14 protein-coding genes are annotated in these 16373 nt (G+C 62.9%); 2 read left to right on the top strand and 12 right to left on the bottom strand.

The window, feature by feature from the left end:
• Positions 1-731: 731 nt before the first annotated feature.
• The 5 genes from ACZXDY_RS34435 to ACZXDY_RS34415 all read right to left on the bottom strand — a co-directional run bounded on the left by ACZXDY_RS34435 (position 732) and on the right by ACZXDY_RS34415 (position 7175).
• Entirely contained in the window at positions 732-1601 is an 870-nt protein-coding gene (locus ACZXDY_RS34435; protein WP_455996990.1) for a class II fructose-bisphosphate aldolase, read from the bottom strand.
• A gap of 256 nt (positions 1602-1857) precedes the next feature.
• Positions 1858-3261, bottom strand: a complete 1404-nt coding sequence (locus tag ACZXDY_RS34430) for an adenylate/guanylate cyclase domain-containing protein (RefSeq protein WP_464348592.1) — start codon at positions 3259-3261, stop codon at positions 1858-1860.
• Positions 3262-3669: 408 nt separating this feature from the next.
• A complete protein-coding gene (locus ACZXDY_RS34425; RefSeq protein ID WP_464348591.1) occupies positions 3670-4581 on the bottom strand; it encodes a DMT family transporter in 912 nt (303 codons plus the stop codon).
• A 253-nt stretch (positions 4582-4834) separates the two neighbouring features.
• Complete coding sequence (locus ACZXDY_RS34420) at positions 4835-5893, bottom strand: phosphotransferase family protein (protein WP_456644949.1); 1059 nt, start codon at positions 5891-5893, stop codon at positions 4835-4837.
• A gap of 49 nt (positions 5894-5942) precedes the next feature.
• Positions 5943-7175 (bottom strand): acyl-CoA dehydrogenase family protein, encoded by a 1233-nt coding sequence (locus ACZXDY_RS34415; RefSeq protein WP_456644948.1) that lies wholly within the window; start codon positions 7173-7175, stop codon positions 5943-5945.
• Between the two features lie 303 nt (positions 7176-7478).
• Between ACZXDY_RS34415 and ACZXDY_RS34410 the strand changes: the two genes are divergently transcribed.
• Complete coding sequence (locus tag ACZXDY_RS34410) at positions 7479-8150, top strand: TetR/AcrR family transcriptional regulator (protein ID WP_464348590.1); 672 nt, start codon at positions 7479-7481, stop codon at positions 8148-8150.
• A 225-nt stretch (positions 8151-8375) separates the two neighbouring features.
• Here the strand turns inward: ACZXDY_RS34410 and ACZXDY_RS34405 are convergent, their stop codons facing one another.
• The 5 genes from ACZXDY_RS34405 to ACZXDY_RS34385 form a co-directional block, all read right to left on the bottom strand.
• Positions 8376-8762 (bottom strand): hypothetical protein, encoded by a 387-nt coding sequence (locus ACZXDY_RS34405; RefSeq protein WP_155255130.1) that lies wholly within the window; start codon positions 8760-8762, stop codon positions 8376-8378.
• A 239-nt stretch (positions 8763-9001) separates the two neighbouring features.
• On the bottom strand, positions 9002-10231 hold the full coding sequence (locus ACZXDY_RS34400) for a CaiB/BaiF CoA transferase family protein (RefSeq protein WP_464348589.1): 1230 nt from the start codon (positions 10229-10231) through the stop codon (positions 9002-9004).
• Between the two features lie 309 nt (positions 10232-10540).
• Positions 10541-11503, bottom strand: a complete 963-nt coding sequence (locus tag ACZXDY_RS34395; protein WP_464348588.1) for a tripartite tricarboxylate transporter substrate binding protein — start codon at positions 11501-11503, stop codon at positions 10541-10543.
• A gap of 38 nt (positions 11504-11541) precedes the next feature.
• Positions 11542-11991: a MaoC family dehydratase gene (locus ACZXDY_RS34390; protein ID WP_464348587.1), complete on the bottom strand. Its 450-nt coding sequence runs from the start codon at positions 11989-11991 to the stop codon at positions 11542-11544.
• Between the two features lie 13 nt (positions 11992-12004).
• On the bottom strand, positions 12005-12496 hold the full coding sequence (locus tag ACZXDY_RS34385; protein WP_456644943.1) for a MaoC family dehydratase: 492 nt from the start codon (positions 12494-12496) through the stop codon (positions 12005-12007).
• Between the two features lie 104 nt (positions 12497-12600).
• Here ACZXDY_RS34385 and ACZXDY_RS34380 point away from each other — a divergent pair, with 104 nt between their 5' ends.
• The gene (locus ACZXDY_RS34380; RefSeq protein ID WP_464348586.1) at positions 12601-13371 is read left to right on the top strand and encodes an IclR family transcriptional regulator domain-containing protein; all 771 of its coding nucleotides are present in this window, start codon (positions 12601-12603) and stop codon (positions 13369-13371) included.
• A 55-nt stretch (positions 13372-13426) separates the two neighbouring features.
• On the opposite strand, the gene ACZXDY_RS34375 is transcribed toward ACZXDY_RS34380, so the two are convergent.
• Complete coding sequence (locus tag ACZXDY_RS34375) at positions 13427-14749, bottom strand: glycosyltransferase (RefSeq protein ID WP_464348585.1); 1323 nt, start codon at positions 14747-14749, stop codon at positions 13427-13429.
• Between the two features lie 213 nt (positions 14750-14962).
• Positions 14963-16285 (bottom strand): glycosyltransferase, encoded by a 1323-nt coding sequence (locus ACZXDY_RS34370; RefSeq protein ID WP_464348584.1) that lies wholly within the window; start codon positions 16283-16285, stop codon positions 14963-14965.
• Between the last annotated feature and the right edge of the window lie 88 nt (positions 16286-16373).

Genomic DNA, 16373 nt, shown 5'->3' with positions numbered 1-16373 from the left:
GGTGATCTTCGCAATCACCGGACTTACCATGACCGCTCCAGCCTCTCAGGCTTTTGCAGAACCTTCCGCACACTACCATTGCCCGAGCTTTGCGTCACTTTCCACCCTCTCATCGACTAGAGGGCGCAGGGAAAGCCGGGTGCTGGTTGCACCCGTGGGTCCCGTGCAACCAAAAGCACGGGGGTAGGACCACAGGTTCAACCGAAGCATTCCGGCTTTCCCTGCGCGATGGTTTTACGGCTTCCTTCGTGCTCTCCCCGGTGACCGGGCTCTTTTGCCACCGTCATCCTCAGGGATGTTTTCCATCCCCCAGGACTTAGCGCCAGCGTCGGGGCGCCAGGACCACACGACTTCGCCGTCCGTGATGTGTGCGCTCGTCAGTCGCACGCATCGCGTCCACCGCATCTCACCGCAACGTTCGTGACGATCGCGACCCGCCCCTCATCCGCCGTGAGACGCGCGGAGTTAAATCACTGATTTGCCCGACGGCGAAAGCGGAATGTTTTTCGCGCGATGGCTGGACACCCCAAATCAGCTTGAGATCATTCGACAAATTGGATTCCACGCGCGCCAGATTCCCGGGATCGCTTCGGATCTCCCTGCACCGACGCGAAGCAAGATCGCGACTTTGATTTGCCCGTCGGGCACTGGGCAAGCGACAAGCACCGATGCCAACCGGAGAACTTGAATGCGTTTCCCGTCCACCGTTCGGGCGGCGCAGCACACGACGGCTACTTATCGCCGTTGAATAGGCTCAAGCGTGAGCGAGCTACGTTTTTCACCGATCCCACTGCGAACGGCAGGATCTTATAAGGGACCACTTCGTGGGGCTGTTGGGCCAACCCCTCCTCCAAGCCGCGTCTCCAGGCCACCCGCAATTCAGTATTGATGTGGATGATATTGATCCCCGCGGCGATTGCCTTCCGCAAGTCTTCGTCGTCGGTTCCCGATCCGCCATGCAGGGTAAGCGGCACTCGGGCCGCGCTCTTGATCTCGGCGATTCTCTGGATATCCAGCCGCTTCCGTGTTTGTCCCTGCACCATGCTCTTTAGCATCCCATGCATGTTGCCCACGGCCGGAGCGAGGATGTCGACCGCTGTAGAGTCGACAAACTGTTTCGCTTCTGCAGGAGAGGTTAAGCCCCTCGACAAGTCGGGGGCTTCTTCATGTATCTCAGAACCGGTTCCAATGTCGCCGATCTCTCCCTCGACAAGGACGTCGGGATTGATTGCTTTGAGAGCTTCGACCGCTTCTTTTGTTTGCCGTACATTCTGCTCGAATGGCAGCGCGGAAAGATCGAAGACGATAGCGTCAAATCCGGCCCTGACCGCTTCGACGGCCTTTGCCAGGGAATGCGTATGATCTGCGTTAAGGAATATTGGGCAGTCGCATTCCTCACGCAACCTCCGCACCAGAGCCGCAATTTCCGCGAGTCCGAAAAACTCCCGCTCGCCCTCGGATACACCGACCACCACCGGGACCTTAAGTTCCTGCCCGGCTGCCGACACCGCCTTCAATAGAACCCAATCGCCGACGTTGAAATGGCCGATCGCGACACCGTCTTTCTGACTCTGCTCCAAAGCATCCCGCAAGCGTTGCATCGAGAGCCTCCTCATAGAAGTTGCTGCGTAGTGCTCTGCACCATACTCGCATAGCTGGGTCTCCTCTTGCCTCTCTCGACGCGAAGTCACGGGCATTTGAACGCAGGGGCGCTCAATCCATTTCGGCCGGTTACGCTGGGCTGGAAGCAGCCAGCTGTTTTCTGGGCTGATCAACATCGATCTCGTGGGATAGCAGTCTGGCTTCATGCGACCGAGGCTCCGCACGCGCCAAGCCTGTTGCGATCACCGCGATCTATCACTCCTCCGCGCGTGCCTGCGTCCAGACCGCGATCGGCTGCTCGAGCCCGCGGATGGTCTGCGGGACCTGGGCCATCAGTGGACGAAACACCGCTTCTGCACTGTCGAGTTCGATCCTGGCCTGCCTGACGAGATCGTCACTCGCTACCAGCGCGCAGCCGAGCGCGCGGGTCAAGGCTTCGAGCCGGCTGGCGGCGTTCACGGTCGAACCGATGACCGCGAATTCGAGACAAGTCACTCCGATGTCGCCGAGCACGACCGGCCCATAATGCAGGCCAAAACTGACGCGGATCGGAATCTCGCCGGCCGTTTTGCGCTGGTTGTTCCATCGATCCGCTGCCGCCATCATCGCCTGCGCGCAGCGTAGCGCGTTAATGGCGTCAGCCTTTCCGACAAATGGCGTGCCGAAGGTCGCCATCAGCCCGTCGCCGAGATATTTGTCCAGCGTGCCGCTGTGACGGAAAACCTCCTGCTCCATCAGTGCGTGGAATTCGCGCAAGGTGCGCACGACCTCGTCCGGCGTGCGCGCGTCGGCAAAGGCCGTGAAGCCGACGATGTCGACGAACAGCACCGCGACGTTTTGCGTGCGCACCTGCTTCAGTGGCTCGTCATGCCCTGACAATTCCTCGACTACGTTCGGCGAGAAGTAGCGCGCGAGATTGCCGCGTTCGCGCTCCACCGCGGCATGCCGGATCAGGAGATCATTGCTGCGGCGCACCGCCACGGCGAGCGTCACCGCGACGATCATGAACACGACGATCTCCTGGATGCGCTCGCCGAACACGATCGAGTTGGGCGAGATCAGTTGAAACAGCCTGTGATCGCTGCCGATCGCCGCGGCGATGCGGGCGGTCAGCGCGGGATCGCGATCAGGCTGCCACCACACCCAGGCAATGCCGACGATCCAGAGGGCGGAGGTCCATGTTCCGACCGCGATGACCGTTCGCCAGGAATAGGCCAGCGTCGCGCCCGATAGAATCACGAAAAAATAGATGAAGTTGCCGAAATGAAGTTGCATCGCCGCCGGCCAGTGCCCGGAGCCGAAGGGATTCGGCCCCACGATGACGAACGTCAGCAGCGCGAGGTCGCAGAACAGCAGCGCGAGCTCCGGCCTCGACACGCCGACCCGCCCAACCCTGACCTGAGCCCAGCCGATCAGCGCGAACAGGCCCAGCAGCGCCACATAATATAGCTGCTCCCATGCCGGGTTGATAATCGGCAACAGGCAGGCGATTACGGCGAGCGCGACATAGCGCGCCCGCACCGCAAGCCGCAGGCCCTCCTGCTTAGCCGCCGCGAGCGCGGCCTGCGCAAACTGAACGGTGTCAGTTTCGGTGTCCCGCCGACTGCGCGCACGGAGCAACGCGGCGGGCAAGTCGAGGCGCTCGACAAGCGTAGTCACGGGCGGTCTCCTTCGAGCGGGCGGCTGCAGCACAATTACGGACGCAATCAACAATCAGTCTAGTGATACCTGAGTTTCAGGTCATCAGCTAAGGCTGAAGACCGACTCGCGAGAATGGATATCCGCAATATGCTCGGTAGCCGTATCAGCCAGGCATCGCGGGAGGTGCGTTCCGGGTCAGCACGCGAGCTCGACGAGAGACGCGCGGAATTAGATCACTGATTTGCCCGACCGCGACAGCGGAATGTTTTTTGCGCGGGAGCTGGACATGTTTCTGCTGATTTGCCCGTCCCGTTGATTTGTCACACCCAAAGCAACCACATCGTCATTGCGAGCGCAGCGAAGCAATCCATAGCGCACCAAGTGGAGGGCTGGATTGCTTCGCTGCGCTCGCAATGACGGCGGTTGTCACAATCCATCCGGCGGCGGGCCGGATGCGCCTGCGGCCACCGGGCGTTTGCGTTTGTGCTCGCGGTGGAAGGCGTAGAGCCCTGAGAGCACGATGATCGATGCGCCCGCGATCATCATGGCGTCGGGCACATCGCCGAAGATGAGATAGCCGAGCAGCATGGCCCATAGCAGCGCGAGATAGCGGAACGGCGCCACGGCGGAGATATCGCCGGTGCGCAGCGCCACGATGACGCACTGGTAGCCGATCAGGACAAGGACCGCAGCCATCGCCAGGAGGCCGAGCGCACCGGCGGATGGCGGGGTCCAACCGCCAAGCGGGACGAGGATGACGGCGCCGGTTGCGGTCACCGTGACTGTTGTCAGCAGCGTGACGAACAGCGATGGAATCTGCGCCGGTATCTGCCTGGTCGCGAGATCGCGCAGCGCGCAGAAGACCACCGAGATCAAGGCGAACAGCGCGAACTGGTTGAAGCCCTCGGCGCCCGGCCGAACGATGATGAGAACGCCGACAAAGCCGGCGATGATCGCAAGCCAGCGCCGCCAGCCGACGGGCTCGCCGAATGCGAGCGCGGCGCCCAGCGTGACGAGTAGCGGCAGCGCCTGCAGGATTGCGGAGATATTCGCGAGTGGCAGATGCGCGATCGCCGCAAGGTACGAGACCGTTCCGCCGACTTCGCCTGTTACCCGCAGCGCGACCGGCCCTACCAGGAGCGTCCGAAACGACCGCAGCGCGCCCTGATGGAATGCCAGCGCCGCGATCAGCGCAATAGCAACGATGCCCCGCACCAGCATCACTTGGCCGAAGTTCATCTCCGCTGACACGACCTTGGTGATCGCATCGTTGATCGTGAAGCCCGCCGTGGCCACCGCCATGAACAGGCTTCCGCGGACGTTGGGAGAAAGCGCCAAGGGAAAATGCCGAGTTGGCTAGAAGTGATGAAATTCGATCGGTACCGTGTCGAAGGTCCCTCACCTCTCCCCAGCGGGGAGAGGTCGAATTGCGCAGCAATTCGGGTGAGGGGATCTCGCTCTATCGAGGGACCGTACCCCTCACCCGGCGCTGCGCGCCGACCTCTCCCTATGGGAAAGGTGAAAGCGGAGTTACCGCTCGCCTCTATTCAACGTGGCGTGGTCCGAAGGGATCGCACCACACTATCTTCTCTTACGTCGCGCCCGCCTTTTGCGCGTATTCCCAGGATGCCTTGGACAGCGGCACCGTGCGCTTGGCGGACTCGATCGCCTTCGCGTTTGCGGCGGTGCCATCGCGGATGCGGCCGGCGATACCCTGCGTGATGCCCGCCAGGCGGAACAGGTTGTAGGCGAAGTACCAGTTGAGATCAGGCACCGCCATGTTGGTGACGTTGCAATAGATCTGCGCGGCCTCTTCCATGCTCGGAATGTTCAGCGCCTTGAGATCGGCGTCGGCAAGCCCCGACATGGTCCATTGCATCAACAGATAAGTGAAGTCGGCCATGGGATCGCCGAGCGTCGACAATTCCCAATCGAGCACCGCCAAGACGCGCGGCTCGGTCGGGTGGAAGATCATGTTGTCGAGGCGGTAATCGCCGTGAACGATCGAGACCCGTTCCTGCTGCGGCACCGTCTTCGGCAGCCACTCGGCCACCTTCTCGAATTCTTCGATGTGCTGCGTCTCGGACGCGCGGTACTGCTTGGTCCAGCGATCGATCTGGCGCGCGAAATAATTGCCGGGCTTGCCGAAATCGCCAAGCCCGATCGCTTCGGGATTGAAGACGTGGAGTTTCGCCAGCGTCTCGATCTTGCTGGTGAAGATATTGCGCCGATCCTCCGGCTGCTGGCTCGGCAATGTCGGATCCCAGAACACCCGGCCCTCTTCAAAGGACATGATGTAGAAGGTGGCGCCGATCACGGAATCGTCGGTGCAGAGCGCGTAGGCCTTGGCGACCGGAAAGCCCTGCTTGCCGAGCGCGGCGATCACGCGGAACTCGCGATCGACCGCGTGCGCGGACGGCAACAATTTACCGAACGGCTTGCGCCGCATCACGTAAGCGCGACCGGGCGTCTCGAGCTTGTAGGTCGGATTGGACTGACCACCCTTGAATTGCAGGACTTTCAGCGGTCCCTGAAAGCCGTCGACATGCTCCTGCATCCAGCGGGCAAGGCTTGCCTCGTCGATGCGATGCCGTTCCTCGACTTCCCGGGTCCCGGAAAATTCTTCGTCCTTCCTGACGCCGTCCGCCACGATGACGCTCCCTCACTCTTTTTGGAGAGCGCCATCGCGACGCTCCCGGTCAGTGTGTAGTGTTTGCATACTTCCGAAGTTCAAGTCTGGCAATGGCGCGGTTATGCACCTCGTCCGGACCGTCGGCCAGCCGCAGCGTGCGAATGCCGGCATAATCCTTCGCCAGCCCTGCATCGTCGGACACGCCGCCGCCGCCATAAGCCTGGATCGCCTCGTCGATGATCTTGAGCGCCATGTTCGGCGCAGCAACCTTGATCATGGCGATCTCGAGCTGAGCGGTCTTGTTGCCGACCTTGTCCATCATGTCGGCGGCCTTGAGGCACAAGAGGCGCGTCATCTCGATATTGGTGCGGGCCTCGCCGATGCGCTGCTCCCATACCGAGTGCTCGATGATCTTCTTGCCGAAGGCGGTGCGCGACATCAGCCGCTTCACCATCTTCTCCAGCGCCTCCTCTGCCTTGCCGATGGTGCGCATGCAATGATGGATGCGGCCCGGGCCGAGGCGGCCCTGCGCGATCTCGAAGCCGCGGCCTTCGCCGAGCAAGAGGTTCGACGCCGGCACGCGCACGTTTTCGAGCAGCACCTGGGCGTGGCCGTGCGGCGCGTCATCGAAGCCGAACACCGGCAGCATCTTCTCGACCTTGATGCCGGGGGTGTCGAGCGGCACCAGGATCTGCGACTGCTGCTGATGCCGGGCCGCCGAAGGATCGGTCTTGCCCATCAGGATCGCGATCTTGCAGCGGGGATCGCCGACGCCCGACGACCACCATTTGCGGCCGTTGATCACATAGTGATCGCCGTCGCGCTCGATGCGGGTCTCGATGTTGGTGGCGTCCGACGAAGCCACCGCAGGCTCCGTCATCAGGAAGGCGGAGCGGATCTCGCCGTCGAGCAGCGGCCGCAGCCACTGCCGCTTCTGCTCCTTGGTGCCATAGCGGAACAGCACTTCCATGTTGCCGGTATCGGGCGCCGAGCAGTTGAAGACTTCGGACGCCCAGGTGATGTGGCCCATCTCTTCGGAGAGCAGCGCGTATTCGAGATTGGTCAATCCCGCGCCGTGAAATTCGTCGTCATCATGCGAGGACGGCGGCAGGAACATGTTCCAGAGACCCTCGGCCTTGGCCTTCTTCTTCAGCTCCTCGAGGATCGGGATCACCTTCCAGCGCGGCCCCTCCTCGTCCTGCTTCCTGTAGATCGGCACCGCCGGGCGAACATGCGTGGTCATGAACGACTGCACGCGGTTCAGCCATTCCCTCTGCTTGTCCGACATCGTGAAATCCATGGGACGCTCCTCGTTTCCTAGACTTTGGGCCGCACTGTCTTCCCGCCGCCCGCGCGCCGCAAGGCCCGACCGCGGACGACAACGACTGTGGTGTGCCAGAACGCCATCGCGCATATCAGCGGATTGACATTTTCCGGCCTTCAAACGATAGTTTCATACAAATGTTTGAAATGCAACTCCCTCGAAGTCTCCCGTCATTCCGGGGCAGCCCGCGAGGGCTGAACCCGGAATCTGGAGATGCGCGGCGCGAGATTCCGGGTTCGCGGCTGTGCGGCGCCCCGGAATGACGGAGAGAGCGAAGCCATGGCCAGCGACCAGACCCGTACCGCCATCCTCGCCGCCGCCGAGCGGCTCTATGCCGACCGCGGATTCGGCGACGTCACGCTGCGCGACATTGTCGCGGAGGCAAACGTCAACCTCGCCGCGGTGAACTATCACTTCGGCTCGAAGGATGAATTGATCGCGGAACTGTTCGTCACCCGCAGCATCCAGCTCAACCGCGAACGGCTCAGGCTGTTGCAGGCTGCCGAGGAAGCAGGTGATGGGCGCGCCTCGATCGACGCGATACTGCGCGCCCTCGTCGGCCCGACCTTGCGCGGCTGTCTGGGCCCGGAGAACCAGCGCTCGACCGCGGCACGTTTCATGATACGGGTCTCGATCGAGTCAGTGCCGCCGATCCGCCGCATCCGAAACCGCGAAATCGATCATTTGCGCAAATTCATCACGGCGATGCGCAGCTCGCTCCTGGGACACAGCGATGTCGAACTCTATTGGGGCCTGCACTTTGCGCTCGCCATGGCGCAGCAGACCGTGCGCGACAGCGAGCGGCTGACGAAGCTGTCGGAAGGCAAATGCGACGTCGATGACGTCGAAGGGGTCATCGAGCGCGTGGTCACGGTCGCAGCGATGGCGCTGACGACGGGCGATGCTGCGAGCAAGGCGCCGGCGCGCATGCTCGCACGCGACGCGCGCTAAAGCGGAATGGGATCAGGTCGAGCTGGCGCCACGCCGGAGGCGCCTCACCTCTCCCCGGCGGGGAGAGGTCGAATTGCGCAGCAATTCGGGTGAGGGGATCTCGCTCTATCGAGGGACCGTAACCCCTCACCCGGCGCTGCGCGCCGACCTCTCCCTATGGGAGAGGTGAAGAACTGCGGCCCACGCCGATTCAAACAAGAGCCATCATGCTCTTGCTGCCGTTCGCTAGTTCAACACAGAGGCAGTCTCAGACGCGATCGGACCCGTGCCACTGGCCTGGGCCATGCCGTACGCTGCAAACGCAACCGCGGCGTTGGCCTGGATCATCACCAGATCCGGTTTCTTGTTGCCCATGAACGTGATCCGGAAATGGTAGAACGGAATCTGCTGCGCTCCGACCGTTTGATAGGCCAGCACGGCCTGAACGTCGGCGACGTTATTCCCTGCGTAGTTGGCCGCCAAAATCGAAAACCGGCAGGTGCCGTCGGGATTGTTGGTGGGACAAGTATAGTGCCAGTTATAAACCGCAGATCCTGGCGGAAACGATTGCGCAATGGCTGGACTTGCAAGAAGCGCCGCAAGTAAAGGTAAAGCGGAGCGAGCGAGCTGCATCGGTCATTCTCCCCTCACAATTACAGATACAAAGGCGGCTTATTAGATACCCTTCGACGAAATCTGTCTTTCAATTTCGCGGCACAATATGACGTTTGCCCAGGCCAGCAACGGGCGCGCACCGCTCCCAGCGGCCGTAGCCCGGGTGGAGCGAAGCGTAACCCGGGGAAAGCCTGCGCGATGCCCGACAGATCCCAGGTTGCGCTTCGCTCCAGCCGGGCTACGCTCTGCCGTAACGCCTAAACGATCCCCTTTGCCTTCAAGCCCTCGATCCTGGCTTCGTCATAGCCGAGCTTGCCCGACAGCACTTCCCTGGTGTTCGCGCCGAGCAGCGGCGGTGCGCGGTAGTCCTTGATCGGCGTGCCTGAGAACGTCAGCGCGTTGCGGATCAGCGACAGCGAATGCTCGAAGGGGTGGTCAACCTTGACCTCCATGCCGCGCGAGCGGACATGCTCGTCGGCAAACACCTGCGCGAAATCGTTGACGGGGCCGGACGGCACGCCGGCCTTCTCCAGCTCTTCCAACCAGTAGGCGACCGGCTTCTTGAGGAACAGGCCGGCGAAGATCGCCATGATCTCCTTGCCGTGCACGACGCGGTTGTTGTTCTTGATAAAGCGCGGGTCCTTGGCGAGCTCGGGCTCGCCGAGCACGGCGCAGGTGCGCTGGAATTGCGCGTCGTTGCCGACCACCAGCATCAGTTCACCGTCGGTGCAACGGAACACGCCGGCCGGCATGCCGCCATTGCCCCAGGTGCCGCGGCGCGGCGGCGTCTTGCCGTTGACGAGATAGATCTGCGCGTAGTGCGAGAGCGAGGCGATCACGGTGTCGAACAGGCAGACGTCGACATGCTGCCCCTCCCCGCCCCTGGCATCACGATGGTAGAGCGCGGACAGGATTCCGATCGAGGTGTTCATGCCGGTCATGTAGTCGACGATGGAGGGGCCGACTTTCATGGGGCCGGCGCCGGGCTCGCCATCCATATGGCCGGTGACGCTCATCAGCCCGCCCATCGCCTGAAAGATCGCGTCATAGCCGGCGCGCGGCGCATAGGGGCCGGTCTGGCCGAAGCCGGTCACCGAGCAATAGATGATGCGCGGGTTGATCTTCTTGATCGATTCGTAATCGAGCCCGTAGCGCTTGAGATCGCCGACCTTGTAGTTCTCCATCATCACGTCGACGCCTTTGGCGAGCTCGCGGATGATCTCCTGCCCTTCCGGTTTGGCGATATTGACCGTGACCGACTTCTTGTTGCGGTTGGCGCAGAGATAGAACGAGTTGTTGTTGTTCTCCTTGCCATCGGGGTCCTCCAGATAAGGCGGACCGAAGGCGCGCGCGTCGTCGCCGGTGCCGGGACGCTCGATCTTGATCACCTCGGCGCCGAGATCGCCCAGCATCTGCGCCGACAAGGGACCCGCGAGCACACGCGTCAGGTCGAGAATCTTGATGCCCGAGAGTGGCAGAGCCGACATGAAAACTTCCTCCGCAGAAACTTATGCTCTTGTGGCGCGGGAACGTAAGGTCCGGCCGCGCTATCGAAACAGCGGATACACTATTTTCCAACGGCGAGTACTGCGCTCTCGGCATGAAGCTATCCGCCCAGCTTCAGGCGACCAGCGCGATCCGCGTCCTGCGTGATAAATTTTTCGTGTATTTTCAATAGCTTGAAAGCAGAGGACGCATGCGGCGGGATCGGCTGACACAGGGCCGGGAGGCCGGCGCAGGCCTTGACGTGCGAGCAGGGTCGCCGCGGACGTGGCACGGTCTCGCCGCGGGTTTGACTATTCCGGCTGCAGATTGGCGGCCGCAACCACGCGACCCCATTTCGTGATTTCGGCATCGACGAATTTTGCGAATTCGCTGCCGAACAGTTTGCCCGGCTCGACGCCCTGGCTTGCGAACTTCTCCTTGATGGCGGGATCGGCAAGCACATCCCGGATCACGGTCACCAGCCTGCCGTAGACGGCGGATTCGCCCGCTTGCGGCATGTAGAGGCCGAACCAGGCCGTGGCCTCGAAACCCTTCAGGCCTGCTTCATCGAGCGTCGGCACGTCCGGCAGCGTCGCCGCGCGCGCCCTGCCCGTCACCGCGAGCACGCGCAGCGCTCCGGCCGCAGCTCCCGGGATCACCGTCGGCAACGTGTCGAACATGATCGGCACATGGCCGCCGATCAGATCGTTCATCGCGGGGGCCGCTCCCTTGTAGGGAACGTGCACGATATCGACGCCCGCCATCTGCTTGAACAATTCGCCCGAGAGGTGGTTGGCGCCGCCTACGCCGGAGGAAGCAAATGACAGCTTGCCCGGCTGCGCCTTCGCCATCGCGATCAATTCGCCGACGTTTTTGGCCGCGAAATCCCGACCGACCACCAATGCATTTGGCGCGGTCGCGATGACGGCGACGGCCGAGAATGCGGTGCGGGTATCGTAAGGCAAACTCTTCCGCAGGCTCGGGTTGATGACGTGATGTGTCGCGGTGAGCAAAAGCACGCTGCCGTCGGGCGGCGCCGCCGCGACCGACTGCGAGCCGATCACGCCCGATGCCCCGGCGCGGTTATCGACGACCACGGTGATGCCGTGCCTGATCTCGAGCGATTGCGCCACATAGCGCGCGAGAATGTCGGTCGTCCCTCCCGCCGGGAACGGCACGACGATCTTGATCGACCTTGGCAGATCCTGCGCCGATGCCATCGGCGCAGGGCCAAGGAAAAGCAGCGAGCAAGCGATCGCGACCAGCCTTCTCATCGTCCTATCCTCGCGCGCATTCGCGCAAGCCGCCGGCATCAGGCTGCAGCGGTTGCGACGGGAAACTCCACCATGGCTTCGCCGATGGCGACCTGCTCGCCATTCTGGTTCTTCACCATGACATCGATGAGTACCCAGCGGGATTTGGTCGTGACCTGTTTGGATTTGATGATGCCGGTGGGCTGGATCGTATCGCCGGGCCGCACCGGCTTGAGCCAGCGGGTCTCGAGGCGACGATGAATAGCGCCTGGCGGCTGCGCCCAATCGGTCAGCATGCGCGTGAGCAGGCCGAAATTGTTCATGCCATGCATGATGATGCCGCCGAAATTGGTCTTGCCGAAATTGCCCTTCATATATTCGTCGTCGAGGTGCAGCGGATTGTAATCGAGCGAGCCGTCGCAGAATAACCGGATCGACTCCCGCGACACCGCGAACCTCGGACCCTCGATGCCGTCGCCGGCCTTGAGCTGATCGAAACTGACTGTCATCGCTTGCCGCTCCTCACATCGGACGAATGGTCTGGCCGCGACCCGAACAGATCACGTCGCCATGCTGATTGAAGAAGACGTTGTCGTGCACCACGAACAGCCGCTCGCGCCGGATGAACTTGTCGAGCGCGCGCGCCTGCAACGTGATGGTGTCACCCGGCCGTGCCGGAATGTTGTAGCTCCACGACTGCCCGGCATTCACTGTGCCCGGGCTGCGCATCCAGTCGTCGGTGGGCGTGCAGGCGAACATCAGGAGAATGTGGATCGAAGGCGGTGCGACCAGGCCGCCATAAGGGCCGGCCTTCGCCGCGGCCTCGTCGAGATAGAGCGGGTTGGTCTCGCCGACCGCCTTGCAGAACAGAGCGATCGCCTCCTGTGTCAGCTTGTACGGCAAGGTCTTGCGCGGCTCGCCGGGCACGATCTCGTCCCAGACCTTGCGCGATGTCGCGTCCTTCCAGAAATCGGTTTCGAAGTCTGCGCTTCGCGCGTTTGATGCTTGCGCCATCCGCTCCACTCCCCTATTGTTCGCCTGGCGAACTGTTCGTTCGTTATACGAACCATCCCTAAACCACCCGGCCGAACCTGGCAAGGGCCAACCACGCATGCGCCATGAGCAAGGACAGTGATGAATTCGTGCGCTCGATCGCGCGCGGCTTCTCGATCGTCGAAGCGCTCGGAAAACCTCCGGGCCGACACACGCTCGCCGAAGCCGCGCAGATCGCCAGCCTCAGCCGGGCGACCGCGCGGCGGATATTGGCGACCCTCGTCACGCTGAACTACTGCGCCTCCGACGGCCGCTATTTCTCGCTCAAGCCGCGGGCATTGGGATTGGGCCTGTCGTATCTCAACGCGCTACCCTATTGGGGCTACGCTCAGCGCGCGCTGGAGGATTTGCGCAACGAGATCGGCGAATCCTGCGCGCTGGCGGTGCTCGACGAACGCGAGATCGTCTATGCGCTGCGGCTGCCTGCGCGGCGGATTCTGTCCACCAATCTCGGCATCGGCAGTCGCCTGCCCGCGCATCTCGTCTCGCTCGGCCGGGTGCTGCTCGCAGCACTTCCACCGGAGAAACGCGCCGCCTATCTTGCGAGCGAAAACTTCAAGCCGGTGTCTCCGCGCACCGAGACCGATCCGCAGCGGATCGGCGCGATCCTCGCCCGCGTCGAAAAGGAGGGCTACGCCTGGGTCGATGGCGAACTTGACCCGGCCATCTGCGGCATCGCGGTGCCGCTCCGCGACCAGATCGGCGCAGTCGTCGCCGCCATCAGCATCAACATGATCTCGGGCACGATGAGCGAGGCCGCCGCCAAGAAGAAATACCTGATCCCGCTGAAAAAGACCGCGCAGGACATTCGCAGCCAGATGGTTTCCGCGCGGTAGCGAGGGATCAACGATCGGCGTGGATCCCTCGCAGCGATATCGAACGGATGCGAAGTTAGGCCGCTGCGGCGTTGCGGCGCGCGGGCGCTTTTTTCCCCGTCGCCGCTTCGTTGATGATGCGAACGATCAGCGATCGCGTATCCCGCTTAGCGAACTCATCGGCCAACGAGGCGGCCCGCATGCGGTAGCCTGGCTTCTCGAGCACGGTCCGAACCGCCTCGCGCAGGACCCGCGGATCCGGCTGATTGGTCGCCAGGTTGATACCGACGCCGGACCACGCGACGCGCGCGTTCACATCGGCCTTGTCTTCGGTCAGCCCGGCGCTGACGATCGGAATTCCATAGCTCATGGCCTGATTGACGCTGCCGTAGCCGCCATTGGTGACGAACACATCCGCCTTGCGCAGGATCCACTCGAACGGCAGGTAGCTCGCGACGCGGGCATTGGACGGAATCGGGCCGGGAATCGTATCGACCGGACGACCGCCGGTGGTCGCCACCACCAGCAGATCCGGCTCGTTCGCAAGGGCCTGGAGCGTCGGCGCGACGAGAAGACCGAAATTGTGATTGGCGACCGTCCCCTGCGTGACCAGCACCACCTTGCGCGAGCCATCGAGGTCGGCGGCCCACGGCGGCACCGGCGCCTGGTTCGGGATGATCGGAGGCGTACCCACGAAATGAACCGTGGGCGGGAGCTTGCGCGGGAACTCGAAGCTCGGCACCGACAATTGCAGATAGGCATCGGCGAGCGCGACAACGGATTCGAACATCGGCATGGACAGCGGCCCCACGCCAAACTTCGCCAATACACCGTTCAGGCGCTCCGCCACGGGCTCGTTGACGATCCCGTCGAATTCCTGCGCGATGACGGCATACTTGTCGCGGTCAGCCTGGGTGGCAGCGGGCGGCAGCCCAAGAAACAGTGGCGCGCCATCATCGCGGGTCCAGTGCAGGATCGAAGTCCCGCAGAGAACGACGGGAGGCCGGTTTGCCCGCTGACCGAGCAGCATCGGAAGCACGCCGAAGATCATGTCATCGCCCACGACGACGTCGGGCCGGACGTCGCGCAACGCGAGCTGCAATCCGGCATGTTGCGCCGGTATGGCGTCCACGAACAGCCGTTCCATGGCGATGCGAAGCCATTGCGGTCCCGGCGCGATAGTCTTGAGCTCGGGAACGACCTCATCCATCACGCGCAGATCGAAGTCGGCACCGGCGGGAAGCGCCCGGAACCCCGCACCGATCGCCTCTACCCGCGGCCGCAGCACGCTGCCGGTCAGGAATGTAACGTCGTGTTGCTCGTCGATGAGGCCGCGGGCGACTGCAAGCAGCGGATTGAGATGGCCGGTTGCAGGCGTCGAAGCGATGAGAACTTTCATTGTGATCCTCCAGCATGAACATCGGCGCGGAAGACCATCTCGCCTTGAGAAGGCCCGGCCGGCTCAAGGAGGACTCTGGCGAAGCATCGCTACGCTTCGACTTCGAACGGCGAGAGAATGGTTACGGCTGAAATAGGATTGAGTCAGCGGAGGGCAACTCACGTCGCATTCGCGAGCGCCCCCCGAGCGATATCGAACGGATGCGGCGCGAGGTTACGCAGCCGCGGCCTTACGACGCGCGGGCGCTTTGCTTCCGGTCGCCGCTTCGTTGATGATGCGGACGATCAGCGATCGCGTATCGCGCTTGTCGAACTCAGCGGCCATCGACGCGGCCCGCGTGCGGTAGCCCGGCTGTTCGAGCACGGCCCGGACCGCCTCGCGCACGGCCTTCGGCTCCGGCTGATTGGTCGCCAGATTGATACCGACGCCGGACCACGCGATGCGTGCGTTCACATCGGCCTTGTCCTCGGTCAGCCCGGCGCCCACGATCGGAATTCCATAGCTCATGGCCTGATTGACGCTGCCATAGCCGCCATTGGTGACGAATACATCCGCCTTGCGCAGGATCCACTCGAACGGCAGGTAGCTGGCCACGCGGGCGTTGGAGGGAATCGCACCGGGGATCGTATCGACCGGACGACCGCCGGTGGTCACCACCACGAGCAGATCCGGCTCGTCCGCAAGGGCTTTGAGCGTCGGTGCGACGAGAAGCCCGAAATCGAAATTGGCGAACGTTCCCTGCGTGACCAGCACCACCTTGCGCGAGCGGTCGAGGTCACCGGCCCATGACGGCACCGGCGCCTGGTTCGGAATGATCGGGGGCGTACCGACGAAATGGACCGTGGGCGGCAGCTTGCGCGGAAACTCGAAGCTCGGCACCGACAGTTGCAGGTAGGCGTCCGCCAACACGACGACGGACTCGAAGAGAGGCATCGACAACAGCCCAGCGCCCAGTCCGGCCAAGAGTTTATTTATGCGGCGCGTCGCGGGCTCGTTGACCACGCTGTCATACTCCTTGGCGATGACGGCATAGTTGTCACGATCGGCCTGTGTGGCTGCAGGTGGCAGTCCAAGGAAGAGAGGCGCACCGTCCTCACGAGTGGCGTGCAGGATCGAGGTTCCGCATAGCACGACGGGAGGACGGCTTGCCCGCGGACCGAGCAGCATCGGAAGCACACCAAAGAACATGTCGTCGGCCACGACGACATCGGCCTGGATTTCGTGCACCAGCTGCCGCAAACCGGCAAGTTGCGCTGGCATGGTGTCGACAAAAAAGCGCTGAAGGGCGATGCTCAACCATTGCAGCCCCGGCTCGACATTCTTGAGCTCCGGCACGGCCGCATCCATGTCCCGGAGATCGAGGTCAGCGTCGGCGGGAAGCGCCCGGAATTTCGCACCGATCGCCTCTACCCGCGGCCGCAGCGCGCTGCCGGTCAGGAATGTAACATCGTGTCGTTCGTCGATAAGGCCGTGCGCCACCGCCAGCAGCGGATTGAGATGGCCGGTTGCGGGCGTGCAGGCGATGAGAACTTTCATGTGATCCTCCAGCGTGAACGATCGGCGCGGTGGGACCTTCTCGCCTCGAGAAGGCCCGGCCGACTCACGGAGGACTTTGGCGAAGCGT

It is taken from the genome of Bradyrhizobium sp. LeoB3, assembly GCF_055456055.1.
This window is presented reverse-complemented; position numbering and strand designations above follow the sequence as displayed.

Bases quoted from the DNA above. Each gene is read 5' to 3' on its own strand.
- ACZXDY_RS34410 (WP_464348590.1), top strand. From the start codon at position 7,479: ATGGCCAGCGACCAGACCCGTACCGCCATCCTCGCCGCCGCCGAGCGG.
- ACZXDY_RS34380 (WP_464348586.1), top strand. From the start codon at position 12,601: ATGAGCAAGGACAGTGATGAATTCGTGCGCTCGATCGCGCGCGGCTTC.
- ACZXDY_RS34415 (WP_456644948.1), bottom strand. From the start codon at position 7,175: ATGGATTTCACGATGTCGGACAAGCAGAGGGAATGGCTGAACCGCGTG.
- ACZXDY_RS34385 (WP_456644943.1), bottom strand. From the start codon at position 12,496: ATGGCGCAAGCATCAAACGCGCGAAGCGCAGACTTCGAAACCGATTTC.
- ACZXDY_RS34370 (WP_464348584.1), bottom strand. From the start codon at position 16,285: ATGAAAGTTCTCATCGCCTGCACGCCCGCAACCGGCCATCTCAATCCG.
- ACZXDY_RS34435 (WP_455996990.1), bottom strand. From the start codon at position 1,601: ATGCAACGCTTGCGGGATGCTTTGGAGCAGAGTCAGAAAGACGGTGTC.
- ACZXDY_RS34375 (WP_464348585.1), bottom strand. From the start codon at position 14,749: ATGAAAGTTCTCATCGCTTCGACGCCTGCAACCGGCCATCTCAATCCG.
- ACZXDY_RS34390 (WP_464348587.1), bottom strand. From the start codon at position 11,991: ATGACAGTCAGTTTCGATCAGCTCAAGGCCGGCGACGGCATCGAGGGT.
- ACZXDY_RS34395 (WP_464348588.1), bottom strand. From the start codon at position 11,503: ATGAGAAGGCTGGTCGCGATCGCTTGCTCGCTGCTTTTCCTTGGCCCT.
- ACZXDY_RS34400 (WP_464348589.1), bottom strand. From the start codon at position 10,231: ATGTCGGCTCTGCCACTCTCGGGCATCAAGATTCTCGACCTGACGCGT.
- ACZXDY_RS34405 (WP_155255130.1), bottom strand. From the start codon at position 8,762: ATGCAGCTCGCTCGCTCCGCTTTACCTTTACTTGCGGCGCTTCTTGCA.